Source organism: Microbulbifer agarilyticus (genome assembly GCF_019800665.1).
GTDB lineage: Bacteria > Pseudomonadota > Gammaproteobacteria > Pseudomonadales > Cellvibrionaceae > Microbulbifer > Microbulbifer agarilyticus_C.
This window is the reverse complement of the sequence record NZ_JAHVKO010000002.1, coordinates 287,820-304,165: the sequence shown is the minus strand read 5'-3', so window position 1 is coordinate 304,165 and position 16,346 is coordinate 287,820. Positions and strand designations below refer to the sequence as shown.

General features: G+C 53.4%; 13 protein-coding genes. 3 read left to right on the top strand and 10 right to left on the bottom strand.

What is annotated here, in order from left to right; genetic code table 11:
• Positions 1-9: 9 nt before the first annotated feature.
• The 5 genes from KUV22_RS05665 to KUV22_RS05645 all read right to left on the bottom strand — a co-directional run bounded on the left by KUV22_RS05665 (position 10) and on the right by KUV22_RS05645 (position 6,228).
• A complete protein-coding gene (locus KUV22_RS05665; protein WP_222229217.1) occupies positions 10-1,029 on the bottom strand; it encodes a phosphotransferase in 1,020 nt (339 codons plus the stop codon).
• Positions 1,026-2,276, bottom strand: coding sequence for an acyl-CoA dehydrogenase family protein (locus KUV22_RS05660; RefSeq protein ID WP_222229215.1), 1,251 nt, complete (start codon positions 2,274-2,276; stop codon positions 1,026-1,028). Before KUV22_RS05660 ends, KUV22_RS05665 begins: the two co-directional genes overlap by 4 nt.
• A gap of 35 nt (positions 2,277-2,311) precedes the next feature.
• Positions 2,312-3,070 carry a histidine phosphatase family protein gene (locus tag KUV22_RS05655; protein WP_222229213.1) on the bottom strand — a complete coding sequence of 253 codons (759 nt, stop codon included), beginning with the start codon at positions 3,068-3,070 and terminating at the stop codon, positions 2,312-2,314.
• A 67-nt stretch (positions 3,071-3,137) separates the two neighbouring features.
• Positions 3,138-4,763: an FAD-dependent oxidoreductase gene (locus tag KUV22_RS05650; protein WP_222229211.1), complete on the bottom strand. Its 1,626-nt coding sequence runs from the start codon at positions 4,761-4,763 to the stop codon at positions 3,138-3,140.
• 13 nt (positions 4,764-4,776) lie between these two features.
• Positions 4,777-6,228, bottom strand: a complete 1,452-nt coding sequence (locus KUV22_RS05645) for a coniferyl aldehyde dehydrogenase (protein ID WP_222229209.1) — start codon at positions 6,226-6,228, stop codon at positions 4,777-4,779.
• Between the two features lie 301 nt (positions 6,229-6,529).
• On the opposite strand from KUV22_RS05645, the gene KUV22_RS05640 reads away from it, so the two are divergent.
• A complete protein-coding gene (locus tag KUV22_RS05640) occupies positions 6,530-7,645 on the top strand; it encodes an acyl-CoA dehydrogenase family protein (protein ID WP_222229207.1) in 1,116 nt (371 codons plus the stop codon).
• A 76-nt stretch (positions 7,646-7,721) separates the two neighbouring features.
• Here the strand turns inward: KUV22_RS05640 and KUV22_RS05635 are convergent, their stop codons facing one another.
• The 4 genes from KUV22_RS05635 to KUV22_RS05620 form a co-directional block, all read right to left on the bottom strand.
• Positions 7,722-8,414: a TetR/AcrR family transcriptional regulator gene (locus KUV22_RS05635; protein ID WP_077404861.1), complete on the bottom strand. Its 693-nt coding sequence runs from the start codon at positions 8,412-8,414 to the stop codon at positions 7,722-7,724.
• Positions 8,415-8,609: 195 nt separating this feature from the next.
• Positions 8,610-10,073 (bottom strand): NAD-dependent succinate-semialdehyde dehydrogenase, encoded by a 1,464-nt coding sequence (locus KUV22_RS05630; RefSeq protein WP_222229205.1) that lies wholly within the window; start codon positions 10,071-10,073, stop codon positions 8,610-8,612.
• Between the two features lie 143 nt (positions 10,074-10,216).
• Positions 10,217-12,403, bottom strand: a complete 2,187-nt coding sequence (locus KUV22_RS05625) for a molybdopterin-containing oxidoreductase family protein (RefSeq protein WP_222229203.1) — start codon at positions 12,401-12,403, stop codon at positions 10,217-10,219.
• Positions 12,404-12,455: 52 nt separating this feature from the next.
• The gene (locus KUV22_RS05620; protein ID WP_222229201.1) at positions 12,456-12,800 is read right to left on the bottom strand and encodes a putative quinol monooxygenase; all 345 of its coding nucleotides are present in this window, start codon (positions 12,798-12,800) and stop codon (positions 12,456-12,458) included.
• Positions 12,801-13,066: 266 nt separating this feature from the next.
• Here KUV22_RS05620 and KUV22_RS05615 point away from each other — a divergent pair, with 266 nt between their 5' ends.
• On the top strand, positions 13,067-14,089 hold the full coding sequence (locus KUV22_RS05615; RefSeq protein ID WP_222229199.1) for an NADP-dependent oxidoreductase: 1,023 nt from the start codon (positions 13,067-13,069) through the stop codon (positions 14,087-14,089).
• Between the two features lie 81 nt (positions 14,090-14,170).
• On the opposite strand, the gene KUV22_RS05610 is transcribed toward KUV22_RS05615, so the two are convergent.
• Complete coding sequence (locus KUV22_RS05610; protein ID WP_222229197.1) at positions 14,171-14,683, bottom strand: nuclear transport factor 2 family protein; 513 nt, start codon at positions 14,681-14,683, stop codon at positions 14,171-14,173.
• 186 nt (positions 14,684-14,869) lie between these two features.
• Here KUV22_RS05610 and KUV22_RS05605 point away from each other — a divergent pair, with 186 nt between their 5' ends.
• On the top strand, positions 14,870-16,276 hold the full coding sequence (locus tag KUV22_RS05605) for a carotenoid oxygenase family protein (RefSeq protein ID WP_222229195.1): 1,407 nt from the start codon (positions 14,870-14,872) through the stop codon (positions 16,274-16,276).
• Positions 16,277-16,346: the final 70 nt, after the last annotated feature.

Below are 16,346 nucleotides of genomic sequence, written 5' to 3'. Positions count from 1 at the left end.
TGGGGCAAACTAGAGCAGTTCGATTGCCATATCGGCGAGGGGCTTCACCAGCGCCCCTAGCTGCACAGCGCGCTCGCTGGAGGCATTGCCATCGATAGCGCGTCGCTTTACACCCTGCAAAATCGCTGCGAATCGAAAGAAGCTGAATGCCAGATAAAAATTCCAGTTGGGGATACTGTGAATGCCACGGTTTGCACAGTACTCACGGACATAAGCTGACTCTGACGGAATGCCCAGATCTGCCCGGTCCAGCCCGCCAAGTCCGGGCATGACGCCCCGGCTATCCATACGCAGTTGCATACATTGATAGGCCAGATCGGCAAATGGATGGCCCAGTGTGGAAAGCTCCCAGTCCACCAGCGCCAGGACGCGGGGCTCTGTGGGATGAAACATCATATTATCGAGGCGGAAGTCACCGTGGACCAATGCGACCTGCCCGTCGTCCTCGGGAAGATTGGCTGGCAACCACTGCATTAATGCTTCCATGGCTGGAATGGTTTCGGTTTCGCTTGCCCGATATTGTTTGGTCCAGCGCCCTGTTTGCCGCTCGAAGTAATTGCCGGGTTTTCCGTAGTCCGCGAGGCCGACCCGATCAATATTCACGGAGTGCAGGGCGGCCAGTACGCGATTCATTTCTGCATAAATGGCAGCACGCTGGCTCGGCGCAAGTTCTGGTAGGCCGGGATCCCACATCACGCGGCCGTCGATGTATTCCATCAGGTAAAACATGCTGCCAATAACTTGTTCGTCTTCGCACAAGTGATAAACCCGTGCGACAGGAACCCAGGTGTCTGCCAGAGCAGACATAACGCGGTATTCGCGGTCGACAGCATGGGCGGACTTCAATAGCGTACCAGGTGGTTTGCGACGCAAAACATATTTGCCGCTTTTGGCCTGGATCAGAAAGGTCGGGTTTGATTGACCACCGGCAAACTTACTCGCGGTCAAAGGCCCCTGAAAGCCGGGGACATGCTGTTTCAGGTAATTTGCCAAGCGATCGGTTTTGAGATCCAGTGTGACCGCATTCATGACACTTGCTCCGGTTGTGGGGCCTGCACATCAGAAAATCGGTCGATGACTTTTTTACCCAACGCCATCTGGTGAACCTGATCGGGACCGTCAGCCTGACGACACCAGCGTGCGTAGTTAAACGCTTCCGCCATAAAGTAATCTTCTGTCAGGCCTCCGGCCCCATGGATCTGCATACAGCGATCGATAATATTTTGGACCAGTCGCGGAACAGTGGTTTTTGTCGCCGCAATCATGTCGACACTCGCTGGCACGCCTTGCTGATCCATCTTGTGGCTGGTTTTCAATACCAGCAGGCGGGCCATTTCGATTTCGGAAAAGCTTTTGGATATATCCTCGCGCACAGATTGGTGTTTGCTGAGTGGTCGGCCGAACGTTGTGCGGGAGGCGGCGCGCCGGCAGGCAAACTCCAGGGATCGCTGCGCAGCGCCGATCAAACGCATGCAGTGATGCATACGACCCGGCCCCAGTCGGCCCTGGGCAATTTCAAAGCCGCGACCTTCACCCAGCAACACATTGTTCAGCGGTACACGTACGTTGTCGAAGACAATCTCTGCGTGACCTATAGGGGCGTCGTCATAACCGAGAGTTGTCAGTGGACGAATTAGCTGGATTCCATGGGTATCTTTCGGTACCAGAACCTGGGTTTGCTGCTTGTGCCGGTTGGGATTTTCCGGGTCGGATTTCCCCATGACGATAAACAGCTTGGTCCGTTCATACATGGCGCCGGTAATAAACCACTTGCGGCCATTCAGTACCCAGTTTTCGCCTTGTTTTTCAATACGTAATTCAATATTCGTTGCATCGCTCGATGCAACCTGTGGTTCGGTCATGGCGTAAGAAGAGCGAATCTCACCGTTGAGGAGCGGTGTGAGCCATTGGGATTGCTGCTCCGGGGAAGCGTAGTTCATTAACACTTCCATATTCCCGGTGTCTGGCGCATTGCAATTAAATACCTCCGGCGACCAGGTGACACGGCCCATCATTTCCGCCAGTGGTGCATAGTCGTAGTTATTGAGTCCACCGTGATTGCAATACTGGCTGTGGCTTTCCGGTACAAACAGATTCCACAGACCTTTGGATTTCGCTTTTTCTTTTAGGTTATCCATAAGGGGCAGAGGGGCAAAACGATTCTCCGCCTGATGGAGTTGCTCGGCATAGGCTTTCTCATTGGGATAAATGTATTCATCCATGAAGGCGCTGAGTTCGGCCTGAAGGCGTAAAGATTTTTCACTAAAAGTGTGCATTTCAGTCTCCATCGAGCATCGCCACGATTTTCTTATCAGGCAAAGGTGACATTGTGTGGTTGTTCGACGCTGAGCAGATGGCCCACGTCATTGAAGCCATCGAGGGTGAATCGATCGGGTGATACGTCAGGTGGCGTGCCGGGTGGTGTGCCAGGTGGTGTACCGGGTGAAGGATGCGTCCTGGTAACAGGCTCCGAATCACCGCGGGAATAGAGCAGTCGGCTGGTGCTGGTGTTCTTTACTTGTAGGATCAGGTTCCGAAGGCGTTTGTCATCCAGCCCCAATACACTGGCGAGTATTACCGCGATTGGGCCACCAGAGGACACCAGTAGTATTCGCCGAGCGCCTTGGCCACAGGCAAAACCAAACCCCTCTCTCACGCGCTGACGGAAGGATCGCCAGTTGTCTTCTCCATCCGTTTGAATTGCGCCCTGCATCCAGTAAGTCAGGGCCAGCTTCATGTTGTGGTAGTAGTCTCGACGTGCATCCCCGGTATCAACCCAACGGGCCGGGTACTGCGCCTTTAATTGACCCAGCAGGCCTTGAAAACGGTATTCGTTGAGTAGCGCTGTGGACTCTATAGGGACAGCTTGCCCAAACCCCTGGAGAATACCGTCTGCGGTCTCTGTATGTCGCACCATTGTGCCGCAGATGAGGCGATCGAATGTTTGCTCGTGGTCCTTCAGGTGTTGTCCGAGCAAGATCGACTGTTGCCGCCCGAGAGTACTTAAACGATCATAATTGTCTGCCCCAAAAGAAGCCTGGCCATGTCGGATCAGGATGATTTCTGCCATAAACCGCTAATTCCCCAATGAATGTCCGCACTGGCTCGTGGATATTGTGCTTTTTGAGCGATTTGGTTTATGCCATTACCGGTGGCGTTTCCTGGACGAGCGCCTCGCGCTCGGTGACGCATTGCCCGGTTAGGGCAAATCCGCCAACTTTTCCATCAGTATCCCGGAACACCGCCCTTACGCCATGGACGGTGGTTTGCTCAATGGTCCATTCACCTTCGCAATCACGGGGTGGCGGATTGGTTACTACCGGGTAGAGGGTTGTTTTGACCGTAATCGGCAAGGTGCCGTACTTGACCGCAGTGGTTTCACCGGTAAGTGTTCTGGCCAGTGCGCGGGCCGAGGCCATCAGCGGCGCTACATAGAAAAGGACATGGCCATCGACCTCTGCGCAGTCGCCCAGTGCGTATACGTTGTCTGCACTGGTCTTCAAGTTGCGATCCACCAGGATGCCGCGATTAGTTTGCAAGCCGGCCGCCGCCGCCAAATCTGTGCGGGGACGTACGCCGATTGCAGAAAGAACAATATCGGCCTCGATAGTATCGCCATTGTCGAGCTGCGCGATCACCGCATGAGAGCCCTTGCTCCGCTTCACGGTGTTGACGACGGTTTTGAAGTGGAAGGTTACACCAGCCTCTTCCAGAGCGGCCTGCACTGAATTGGCGGCAGTCGCGGGAAGTAAGCTCGAAAGGACGTTTGGCATCGGGTCGACGACGTCGACTTTATATCCTGACTGCACCAGATCATTGGCATATTCACTGCCAATAAGTCCTGCCCCGATGATCAGTACTTTCTGTACCCCCTGCATGGCTGTGTGGAAACGCGCATAGTCCGTCAGGTCGTTGACCGAATGCACATGCTCCAGGCCATTGCCTGTTAGCGGTGCGTCGATACAGGCTGCGCCGTTTGCGAGCACGAGTTTGCTATAGGGCAGTTTTTGGCTATCGAGTTCTACACATTGCCCGGCTGTATCAATCGCGGTCACTTCGGACATTGTTCTGACTTCAATTTGATACTCGTTGGCCATCTCTACCGCTGTTGCGGTAGCCAGATCATCGGCCGTCTTTTGTTTGTGGAAGCCGGTGGAGAGCAGGGGCTTCGAGTAAAACCTTCCATCGTCTGCGGTCAGCATCACCACGGGAGTTTGTTGATCGAGTTTGCGCAGTTCTTTTACCAGGCTGTAGCCGGCAAGTCCGGAGCCAATAATGACAATGGGAGCAGGGCCTGTGGCGCTATCGGAGGTAACGGGTGATTCGTCATTTGCAGGCGAAGTTGTGGATGTACCTACCACCTGCATCTCGAAGTCCTGCTTGCCGACCCCACATTCCGGGCAGAGCCAGTCATCCGCGACATCTTCCCAGCGCGTGCCGGGTGCGATGCCATCCTCAGGCCACCCTTTGGTTTCATCATAAAACCAGCCGCATACCAGGCACTCCCACAGTTTGTAGGGTTCTTCCTGCGCTTTTTCGGCTTTGGCTTCGGTCTCGCTTGGATTGGACTTTGATTCAGCGGTGGGCACTGCAACTTCGACCATCTCAAAATCCGCTTTGCCCACGCCGCAGTCCGGACACAGCCAATCGTTCGGTATATCTTCCCAGCGCGTGCCGGGTGCAATACCGTCTTCCGGCCAGCCGTTTGCCTCGTCGTATACCCAACCGCATACCAGGCATTCCCAGGTTTTGTAGTCTGTCATTGCGTTACTACCTTCAGCCTTTGAGCATTTGCTTGATGGTTTTATCGGTCTTTTCATTAAACGGCGGGTTCATCCCCGTCATGCCGTTAATGTCCATTTTGGACTGGCTGAAAATGGATTTGGTATGGCTAAATGTCTTGAACCCTTCGAAACCGTGGTACGCGCCCATACCGCTGGGCCCGACACCGCCAAAGGGCAGATCCTCCTGCGATACGTGCATAATGACGTCGTTAATCGTCACACCTCCAGACGTTGTACGGTCCAGTAATGCGCGCTCTTCCTGTTTGTCATCACCAAAGTAATACAGCCCCAGCGGACGTGGCTTACTGTTTACATAACTGATTACTTCGTCGATATCCCGGTAGGTCTTAATCGGCATCAATGGACCAAAAATTTCTTCCTGCATCACCAGCATGTCATCGGTACAGTCGAGCAATAGCATGGGAGGAATTTTGTGGTGAGGCTGGCCCTCGAATGTTTCGTTGGCCGGATTGAGTTCAATAATCGTGGCCCCTTTCGCTTTGGCATCGGCCAGGTAATTTTTCAGGCGGTCGAAGTGGCGCTGGTTAATTACCGACGTATAGTCGCTGTTGCTCAGAAGAGAGGGGAACATTTTGGCTGTCGAAGCTTTCAAACCTTCGATATATTGATTGAGCGCCCTTTCTGGAACAAAGCAGTAGTCCGGTGCCAAGCATATTTGTCCGGCGTTTGTGGTCTTTCCCCACATAACCCGGTCGCAAACAAGGTTGATATCTGCAGACTCACCGACAACCACTGGTGACTTTCCTCCCAACTCCAGCGTTACCGGAACCAGGTTCTGTGCGGCGGCCGTCATGACGTGTTTGGCAATCGAGGTGGCACCGGTAAAAATCAGGTGATCAAACGCGAGACTGCTAAATGCCTGACCAATTTCCGGGCCACCCGTGATGACGGCAATTTCGCTTGGGTCAAACACTTCTTCCACCATCCGCTTTAATAGCTCGGAAGTTGCCGGAGTGAACTCCGAGGGTTTGATCATTGCGCGATTTCCCGCTGCCAGCACTTGGGCCAGTGGTGCGAAGGTGAGATTCACCGGAAAATTCCACGGGCTGATAATGCCGACCACACCCAATGGTTGGTATTCAACTCGGGAGCGTGCACCAAATAAATTTAGTGGGAAGAGGGTGCTGCGCTTTTCCGCACGCATCCACTTTTTTACATGTTTCCGCGCGTGGACCAGTGGGCCGATTCCCGCCGCCACATCCATAAGTTTGCTGTGTTGCGTTGAGCGATGTCCGAAGTCACTATTCAGCGCATCCGCAATTTGGTCCTGGTATTTCTGCAATTGGGCAATGGCCCTGTTGATGCGGTCGATACGAACTTCTGCCGAGACGTGGCCCTCTGCCAAGAAGGCCGCTCGTTGTGCCTCCAGGCGGGTCGTCAGTTCTAATACCGCCTGAGTGTCTGATGGGATGATTGCATTCATTATTGTGTCCTTTACTCGTGCGGATCGCACCGCAGTGTTCACCCGAGTTCAGCCTAATAACGTTGAAGCTCTTCGTCTATGACCGAGTCTAAGGCAATATGCGCTCAAATAAAACAGGATGGACGGATTGTTTTAGGGTTGGTGGTTTGCTACGATCATCGAAGGCGGTACTGAGCCGCGTGTCGCACACGCGGAGTTGACTGGAGTGGTGGCGTAACTCATTGAAATATTGAGTTTTTTTACAGTTGGGTAATACGCACGCTGGTATATGTGAACAGACATTCGTTGGAGTGGATGCAATATGGACTTTTCCCTGTCTGAAGAGCAAACGATGTTGCGCGATAGTGTCGAAAAATTCGTACGCGAAAATGGCGGTGTAGAACGCCATCGGCAGGTTAGTAAATCCGCGCAGGGGTTCGATCCGGAATACTGGCAGCAGTTTGCTGATTTGGGTTGGCTGGCCATGCCCTTCAGTGAGGCTCTGGGAGGCTTTGGAGGCGGTGCGGTTGACCTGATGGTGATGTCAGAGGAGATGGGTAAAGGCCTGCTCAGGGAGCCCTTTCTTACCACCGCAGTGACCTGTGGGGGCTTCTTGCAAGTTGCCGGCAGTAGCGCACAGCAGGACCGATATGCCGGGGATATTATTACCGGCCAGTCACAGTGGGCCTTTGCATTCGCAGAAGAAACTGGTGGTTATGAGATGCATCGTATCTCGACGCGCGCTTCTGTGGTGAAGGGTGGTTACATGCTGAGCGGCAGCAAGCTCGCAGTATTGAATGGCCATTGTGCGGACTACTTCATCGTGACGGCGGCAACGACGGATGGGGTTAGCCTGTTTATCGTCGATGCCCATCAGGACGGGGTGACTAGGGAACCCTTTTCTGCGGTGGACGGCAGTCGCGGTGCGCATGTGCATTTTACGCGTGTCGAGTTAGGTACAGAGCAGCTGCTGGGCAAGCAGGGGCTGGGTGAAACTTATATCGAATCGGTACTGCAAAAGACCATCGTCGCCATGGGCGGGGAGGCTCTGGGCTCCATGCAAGTATTGCTCGATGCAACCGTGGAGTACACCAAGACGCGTGAGCAGTTTGGTCAGCCGATCGGTAAGTTCCAGGCGCTGCAACACCGCATGGCAGATATGTTCCTGAAGGTGGAGGAGACACGCTCTCTGCTGTTACATGCGGCAATTCTGGTGGATGAGGGTAGTGATCAGGCGGAGAAAGCGTGCTCGGCACTCAAGGTGAAGCTCGCTGAGGCCGGACATTCCATCGCACAGGAGGCGATACAGTTGCATGGTGGTATCGGGATGACCGACGAACTCAATGTTGGCCACCACTTTAAGCGGTTGCTATTACTGGCAATGCTGTATGGTGATGAGCAGTATCACTTGGAAAAGTACTGTGCACTTTCTGCATGAGTCCGTTCGCTGTGCTTAATTTGAAGAATTAGGCGTCAAGGTAGGACACAAAAAAGCCACCCGAAGGTGGCTTTTTTTAGTTTTTCGCTTTCATTTTTGAAGAGTGCTGGGAAATTGCCGTAGGGCCGTCATCGGAAAAAATTTCTTCCAGGCGGTCTCCCAGGTAATCGAGCAAGCGATTGATTCGTTTGTTCTTGTTCTTGCCCCACTGGCCGACGGCCATACCTTCCATCATAAACTTGGTCAGGTCCATGGCCAGAAAATACAGGTCACCACGCTCGTTCCACTCTTCGAATAATTCGTGATTGGACTCGTGTACGTGTTCTTCGAAGCGCGCAGTTGCGCGCTCCAGTATGGAGTTCAATTCTTCATCGGTACGTCCGGCCACACACAGTTCATGGTAAACGACAAACAGATCGCCGGTCAGGTGCTCCCAGTACGCATCCAGCCCCGCACGTCTGCGCTCCTTGCCTTTCAGCTTCTTCGGAATCTTTGCTACACGTTGGGTGTAATCATCCAGTAGCTTGCGGTGGAGATACTCTACCGCCGCCTGGATTAGCTCGGTCTTGGAGGGAAAGTGATGCAGCATGGCGCCACGGGAAACGCCCGCGGCATCGGCAACTTTGGCGGTGGTGACGTTGGCGTACCCCAAATTGATAAAGCAATCAATGGCGGCCTCCAGAATACGGTCACGAGTCATGGCACTTTTCTTCGATTGCCAGCTGACTTCGCCTTCGGCGTCAGATTTACGTGCCTTTACTTCACTCATTGCGGTTTCGTTTCCTGCTGCATTTTTAAAAACAGTTGGTACTGTTTTACTTAGTCAGTACGGCGCAATTATAAGGAAATGTGCTGCAAAAGAAAGGCCAAGCCCCAGTGGCCGCGCGACGTGAGGTGACCGATAATGCGTGAGCCAGTCCCGTTTGCCGTTCACCGGGACTGAGTCCGCCTGCGCGGGAGATAATTATTGGCTTACTCCGCCCATACACAGGTACTTAATTTCCAGGTAATCATCGATCCCGTATTTGGAACCCTCACGTCCTATACCGGACTCTTTTACACCACCAAAAGGTGCGACTTCAGTAGAGATGATGCCCTCATTGATGCCGACAATACCGTAGTCTAGGCCCTCTGAGACGCGCCAGATACGACCGATATCCCGAGCATAGAAATAGGCCGACAACCCGAATGGAGTATCGTTGCCGATACGGATTGCCTCTTCTTCCGTCTTGAATTTAAACACCGGTGCAACGGGGCCAAAGATCTCCTCGCTATACACGTCCATGGAGCGGTCGACATTCGTCAGGACCGTGGGCGGGAAGAAGTTCTTATCCAGCCCTTTGTCACTGCCGCCAATCAACGCCTCCGCACCATTGTTGGTCGCTTGACGAACAATGGCGCTGACTTTGGTATAGGCGTCGTCGTTGATGAGTGGGCCAATGGTAACGCCTTCCATACTGCCGTCGCCGACCTTTAACGCACTGACCGCGGTGACGAACTTGTCCACAAAGGCGTCGTACACGGATTCTTGCACCAGTATCCGGTTTGCGCACACACAGGTCTGGCCGGCATTGCGGAACTTGGATGCCATCAAGCCTTGCACGGCAGCGTCCAGATCCGCATCGTCAAACACAATAAATGGTGCATTGCCGCCGAGCTCCATTGAGGTTTTCTTGATGGTTCCGGCACACTGTTCCATCAGCGTTTTGCCGATTTCGGTGGAGCCGGTAAAGGTGAGTTTGCGCACGGTTGGGCTACTGGTCATTGCCCCGCCGATCTCCCGTGCCTTGTTACCGGCAACCACACTGAATGCGCCCGCAGGTATACCCGCTTCTTCCCCCAGTTTTGCCAGTGCCAGCGCACACAGGGGCGTTTCGGTTGCGGGTTTCAGTACGATGGTGCAGCCCACGGCAAGAGCGGGTGCTACTTTTCGTGTGATCATTGCGATCGGGAAGTTCCAGGGAGTAATTGCTGCAACCACGCCCACAGGTTGTTTCAGAGTCACAATACGTTGATTGGGGTTGTTTGCCGCTATGGTATCGCCATAGACCCGGCGGCCCTCTTCAGCAAACCACTCGACGAACGACGCGCCATAGGCAACTTCCGCCCGGGACTCGGCCAGTGGCTTGCCTTGCTCTGCGGTCATCAGCCTGGCCAAATCTTCCTGATTATCCATGATCAGCTGGAACCAGCGCTTGAGCACAGCAGACCTTTCCTTGGCCACGACCTGCTTCCAGCCTGCAAGGGCTTCATCCGCCGCTTGAATTGCCCGATGAGTTTCTGTGGCACCGGCGTTGGGCAGGTCGATAATTTTTTCCCGCGTTGCCGGGTTATACACTGAAAAAGTCGTTTCATTGTCGGCATGAACCCATTCACCATTGATGTAGAGCTGTGAGCGGAGTAGTGAAGGGTTGGAGAGGGTTAACATGGTGTTCCTCGCGGTGTCGGAAAAATTAATTGGATGAAAGTCTTTAAAGCGATCGACTCAAAACGTGGTACTCGGTGCGCGCAAGACACGTTCCTTTCGTGCGCGTTCACCTCGTTTGTACCGTTTGCGTTGTCGTATTGCGGTTAGTCCGGCTCGTTTGCCTTGCGGACGGATACTGCAATGGCACTTTGTTGCGCCATGCCGGAATACTTTGCCGGATTATCCAGGTTGTGAATGAGCCTATTGGTATTGGCTCCAATTTCACGCACCTTGTCATCACCGGCGCCGCCTGGAGCGCCCCCCCAGCAATGGGCCATGGAAATGACGCCCTTGCGAATATCCGGGCTGCTTTGTACTACGCCCGGTATTTCACCGCGCTCAGAGCGAATAAAAATAATTTCGCCATCCTCGATGTTCATTGCCGTTAAGTCATCGGGATTCATATATGCCGGGTTTGTCGTCCCCTTTGATGCAAGGAAGCTCAACTCCGGGCCCGTGGAGTTGAAGGTGTTTTTCATGCGCCGGCTGACCAGCAGATAGGGATGTCGCTGTGCTTCCATAACGCTGCGGTCTGCATCGGAAGCTGCGCCTTCCAGTTCTTCGTCCAGTCCTGCGGGGAACAGATCCAGCAAGCCTTTGGTTGCAGGGTCTGCGGGCTGAACGATGACATCTGGAGCATCGAATACATGACCGCCGTCGCGCTCGTATATCTCTGCCAAAGGCACTCTTGAGCCCGCGGTCATTTTTTCCAGAATGTCATATTTCGATGGCTTGTTGACCATGTCCAGTGGTTGCTCACCTACGGTGAGATCGAGTCCGAGGCGTTTGCCGAGCTCCCAGAATAGCTCCCACTCCTCGATGACATCGCCCTCGGCCTCGACAACCGATTTGGTGTAGTGGCTGTAGGGTTGCTCGTACCAGATATCGGTAAGTACGGTGAGATCATCGCGTTCAAGGCAGAGCTTTGAGCCAATGACATAGTCCGCCATTTCCGCCGTGGCAGAGAGCTTGTAATCGAGGCAAATCAGCAGGTCGAGATTTTTCAGTGCCTTGTGGGCCTTTTCCTGCCCGGGCCAGGCCAGCAAAGGATTCCCGCCGATGCAGATGAGCGCCTTAATTTGCCCTTCGCCCTCCATCAAAATTTCGTCAGCGCAGATGGCTGTGGGCATCTCTTTCAGCGGTCCATTCGCCGTCAGTACGGTGACCTCACCAATGTCGTTGGATACACGGCTGCGTATCCCTGTGAGCCATTCCGGTTGAGGGGGTACCGCCTGTGCCAAGCGCGGAAATGGCGGTGACAGCACACCTGGATTTGGCAGCTTTTCGCCGGCGCGGTAGTGGCGCCCACAGATTGCATTGAGGGCCTGAGTCAGATGCTGCACCAGATTGGGGTAGGGGCCCATCTCTGGGCCAGTACCTGTGGTTGCTGAACCCTTGGGGCCTGCAGCAAACATGCGCGCAGCGGCAAGAATGTCATCTTTGTCTAGCCCTGCACGCTCGGCAACATAGTCTGGGGTAAAGCGGGCAAGGCTCTGCTTGAAGGGTTCCAGGTTTTCAATATTCTCCTCGCAGAATTCTCTGTCGTGGAGGTTTTCTTCAAGAATGATATGCAGAAGGCCGGCCAGCAGGATGGCGTCTTGCCCGGGTTTGATCTGCAAATGGATATCTGAGCGAGCGGCAACTTCCGTGCGACGAGGGTCCACGCAGATAATTTTCATACCGCGTTTCTTTCCTTCCCTCAGTGCACTGCTGGGGCTGAAGGAGGGAATGCCACCCGGAATAGAAAAATGCGAGACCAGGGTATTGTTGCCGATAATCAGTGCAACGTTGGAATCCCGCCATGTATGGTTACCGCCGGCCCAGAACCCCATGCGTGCCTGGCCAATGCCTACTTTAGCCGGCTGATCGATGGTGATGCTGGTGTAGTAAGAGGGTGAATCCAGCGCGACATGCCAGGCCTTAGCCACCGGGTGCGTCGCGGAATTTTGAAAAGATACGGTACCGTTATAGCTGGCAATGCTGCGAGGTCCATACTTATCGCGGATCTCCCGGAGTTTGCTGGCGATCTCGTCGAGCGCCTGTTCTGTGCGGATTTCACTGCGCGTACCGTCCGCATTTTTCTTTAGTGAACTGAGTATTCTCTCGGGTAAATAGAGCTGTTCAGGCATCTGCCGGCCTTTCAGGCAGGTATATCCACCAAAGACTTCATTATCGGTATCGGGCCGCAGCGAAATGACTTTATTGTCTCTCACCGTAACTTCCATGGGGCAGGTCGCGTGACAGAATCGGCAGTAGGTTTTGATCTTCTTGTCGCCTTGCGTTTCAGCCATGATATTTAACCCTGAATTTTATTATTAGTGATGAAGCGTGAGCCGGGGGTAACTAAACCGTAAAGAAGTCACCGCGTGGGTTACCCTCCGGATCATAAACAGGCTCTTCGATGGCAATCTTGTATTTGGAAACTGCCGTGTCGAGTATCTCGAAACTTCCCAGTATGCCGAGCATCTGCGCGTAGTATGGGCCGGCGAGATGCGCCACCAAGTCTTCTGTGGAATCCCACTTTTCGTATACGTAGACGCGAGTATCCGACGTATGGTCTGCGGACCATACGTAATGCTGGCAGCCTTTTTGTAAACGTGTTTCTTTGATTAGTGATGCTGCGGCTGACAAGGCTTTGGTGCGCTCCTCGGCCTTGATGTCGACGTATCCGTTAATCAGTACCGTCATATCTTTATCCTTCTGCTGCCTTCCGCTCGTGTGTTTGGCAGTCATCTGTTGTCTGTCGGTAAACGTATCAAACTTACCAATGCCAAACAATCAGGTTTGACTGTTTTTTTAAGTGGGTTTATATTGCAATGAAAGCCGGGCGTGTTTGCGCCCGTTCGAAGCGTTGTTGTGCGACGGGTGAGGCGTAGCCCGGCAATCGATGATGCGTGGAGACCTGCAAAATCTGGCGAGTATTTGTGGGAGCACCCTGAAAGGCCATTTCTTTTATGCAAGACATGATCAACCGACAGTTCTATCTCGCGTCCCGACCTGTGGCGGAACCCACCCCGGAGGAAGTTCCGTTCCGTGATGTTCCGCTGCACGAGCCGGAACAGGGCGAAGTCGTTATCCGCAATATGTACATCTCGCTCGATCCGGCAATCAGGGGCTGGATGAGTGACCTCAGTAGCTACATTGAGCCAATCGAGATTGGTGAGCCGATTCGAAGCTCGGTGATTGGCCGGGTAGTGAAGTCCAATAGCGAGCAATTGTCGGAAGGCGATGTAGTTTTAGCGGTGGGTGCCTGGGAGCGCTACACCACTGCCCAAGCGGCAGCGGTGACTAGATTGGACGAGTCTGCCGGGATTCCTTTAAGCAGTTTTCTTGGGATTCTTGGGCCAACGGGATTGACCGCCTATTTTGGATTGCTCGACGTCGGCAAGCCACAAGCTGGTGAGACGGTGTTGGTGAGTGCTGCCGCGGGGGCCGTTGGCTCGACAGTAGGGCAGATAGCCAAGCTGAAAGGTTGTCGTGTGGTTGGTATCGCCGGGTCCGACGACAAGTGTGCATGGATTACCGATGAGCTCGGCTTTGACGACGCGATCAACTACAAGACCTGTGGTGATCTGGAGGCGGCGATCAGGGGTGCCTGCCCACAAGGGGTGGATATCTATTTTGACAACGTGGGTGGTGACATCCTGGATGGGGCCTTAATGTGCATGAACAAGCATGCGCGTGTTGCTGTATGTGGATGGATTTCGACGTACAACGAAGCCGATGCACCCGGACCGCGGAATTTGTGGCAAATGGTTGCCAAGAGTTTGAAGGTACAGGGGTTCGTGGTAATCGATTACGTTGACCGTTTTACTGAGGGCGTTGAGCAGCTTGCAGAGTGGTTGATGGCTGGAAAGCTTCAGTATCGGGAAGAGATCGTTGATGATCTCGACAATATTCTCCCTACTTTCCTAAAGCTGTTTGACGGCTCCAACCAGGGAAAACTGATCACACGGATCCCTGAGGAGTCCGTTTAACGGCTGCCGTCCGCATAGTGAGACTTGGCCTAGCGTGCCAGCACTTTCTGGCCAGAGCCCGCGGGTTCTGGCCATTTTATTTCAGAGGTTGGCGTTTTCGGGTGTGGCTTCAACGTCATCGGCATTGTTTGGTGACTGGTCGAGTGCTTTGGCCGGGGGGAAAGCACCGGTAAATAGCGCTTCACCGCTGTACAGTATCTGGTAACTTCGCCGCTGGTATTTCCAGTTTCCCTCTTGCTTGATATAGCTGTCCTCATACCGGCTGAACAGGCTACTGCCATTCCCGTTACTATCCCGTGTGAACTCCTGAAGGTACCAGTAGCCCGTTGCCGAATCTCCGTTTACCTCAAACTGACAAGTGCCTGGGATCATCAGGGCAAATTCAAAACCCGTCATCATTTGCTGGAACAGCGTCAGAATTGCCTCTTTGCCGCACACGGTATTGCCCAGGAGATTCCACTGGGCATCCTGACTCCAGCAGTCGATCCAGCGGCTAGAATCATTGCGGGTGACTGCGTCGCAGTACTGTGCCATCAGATTGCGCAATGTGATTTCATCCGCCAAGTCGTTGTGACTATTTGTTACATCCTGCATCTCTCTCCCCCCGACTTTGTCTCTCAACGTGCTTTCGATCGACTCTATCTGGCATGTGAAAAAAAATAAACAGGCGGGACTGTTTTATTTTAAAGAGGGCTGATAGTATCTATTGAAACCGCAGGCCACTCATTGATGTATCCGCGGCGGCCTCACGAACTCACAGTGCGTTTCGAGGGCGATCTCATGGATTTAAGCATCTCTCCCTACTTGCAGGGCAACTACGCCCCAGTGACCGAAGAAAAGGATTTCGGGCCTGACGAGCTTAAAGTCGAAGGTCAGATTCCCAAGAATCTTTTGGGCGCCTTTATGCGAGATGGCCCCAATTCGGCTTTCCAGCCAAATCACTATGTTTATCCCTTAGACGGCGATGGCATGATCCATGCGGTCTACCTACAGGATGGTAAGGCGACCTATAAAAATCGGTGGGTCGAAACCAGTCATCTGCAAACTGAGCGTCAGTTCAACCGCACGCTATATGGCAGTGTCGGAAAGATGCTTCCTGTCCCCGAAGAAGTGATCGAGGCGGGTGGTGAGCCCAATCCGGTACGCAATACTGCCAACACAAATATTCTGTATCACGGCGGTAAGCTTCTCGCGATGTGGGAGGGTGGCTTCCCGCACCTCCTGAACAGTGATCTGTCTACCGTTGGGCTCTACGACTATGACGGCGCACTGCAGCCTGGCGATGCACTGACTGCGCATCCCAAAATCTGTCCTACCACTGGTGATCTGATTAGCTGTACGCAACGTTGGGATAGCGCGAATTACTGGGTCCAGATATTCGATAAAAACGCGCAGCATAAAAAAACCATCGAAGTCCCCTTTACACGCAAGGGCATCATCCATGATCTGCAGATTACCGAAAACTACGTGGTGATCTTCTATGCGCCCGCCTTCCACGACATGGCGCGGGCGATGCGTGGAGAAGATCCCTTCTCTTGGGAGCCAGAGAAGGGCACTAAGATCTTTGTAATTCCAAGAAACGGCGCCGAAGACATTGTCACCTATGAGACTGAGGCATTCTTTAGCTGGCACTTTTGCAATGGATTCGAAAAGGGAGGAAAGATCATCATCGATTATGTGTGGATCAACTCCATGCCGTTTACCCAGACACAGGGCACGGGTGTGGAAAAGCAACCGCGACGCATGTATCGGATGGAACTCGATACCAAGACCCGAAGTGTCACGAATGAACAATTCTCTGATGTCTTTTGTGAGTTCTCCCGGGTAGACGAGCGTCGTATGGGTAAGTCATATCGCTATGGGTTTGCCGCATCCAGCAATCGAAGTTGGGGGGATGCGCACGGCTACAACTGTACAGGGCGTTACGACTTCAACACTGGTGAGACGGTTCTGCATGAATACGGCTCCGAGGCGAATGCGGGAGAGCCAGTGTATGTCGCCAACCCCGACTCTGAAAACGAAAGAGATGGGTGGCTGATGTGCTTTGTCTACAACCCCGGAGAGGGGCAGTTCCTCTCTATTCTGCCGGCTGGAGATTTTTCCTCCGGTCCAGTGGCCAAGATTTACATACCTAGTCGAGTCCCCAATGGCTTTCACGCGAACTGGATGCAGGGATTAACGCTGTAGAACCAGGGTCTTTAACCAATCTCCAGAACTGTTGTTACCGGTACCAATAAATCGAGGCAGAAAATGTCCA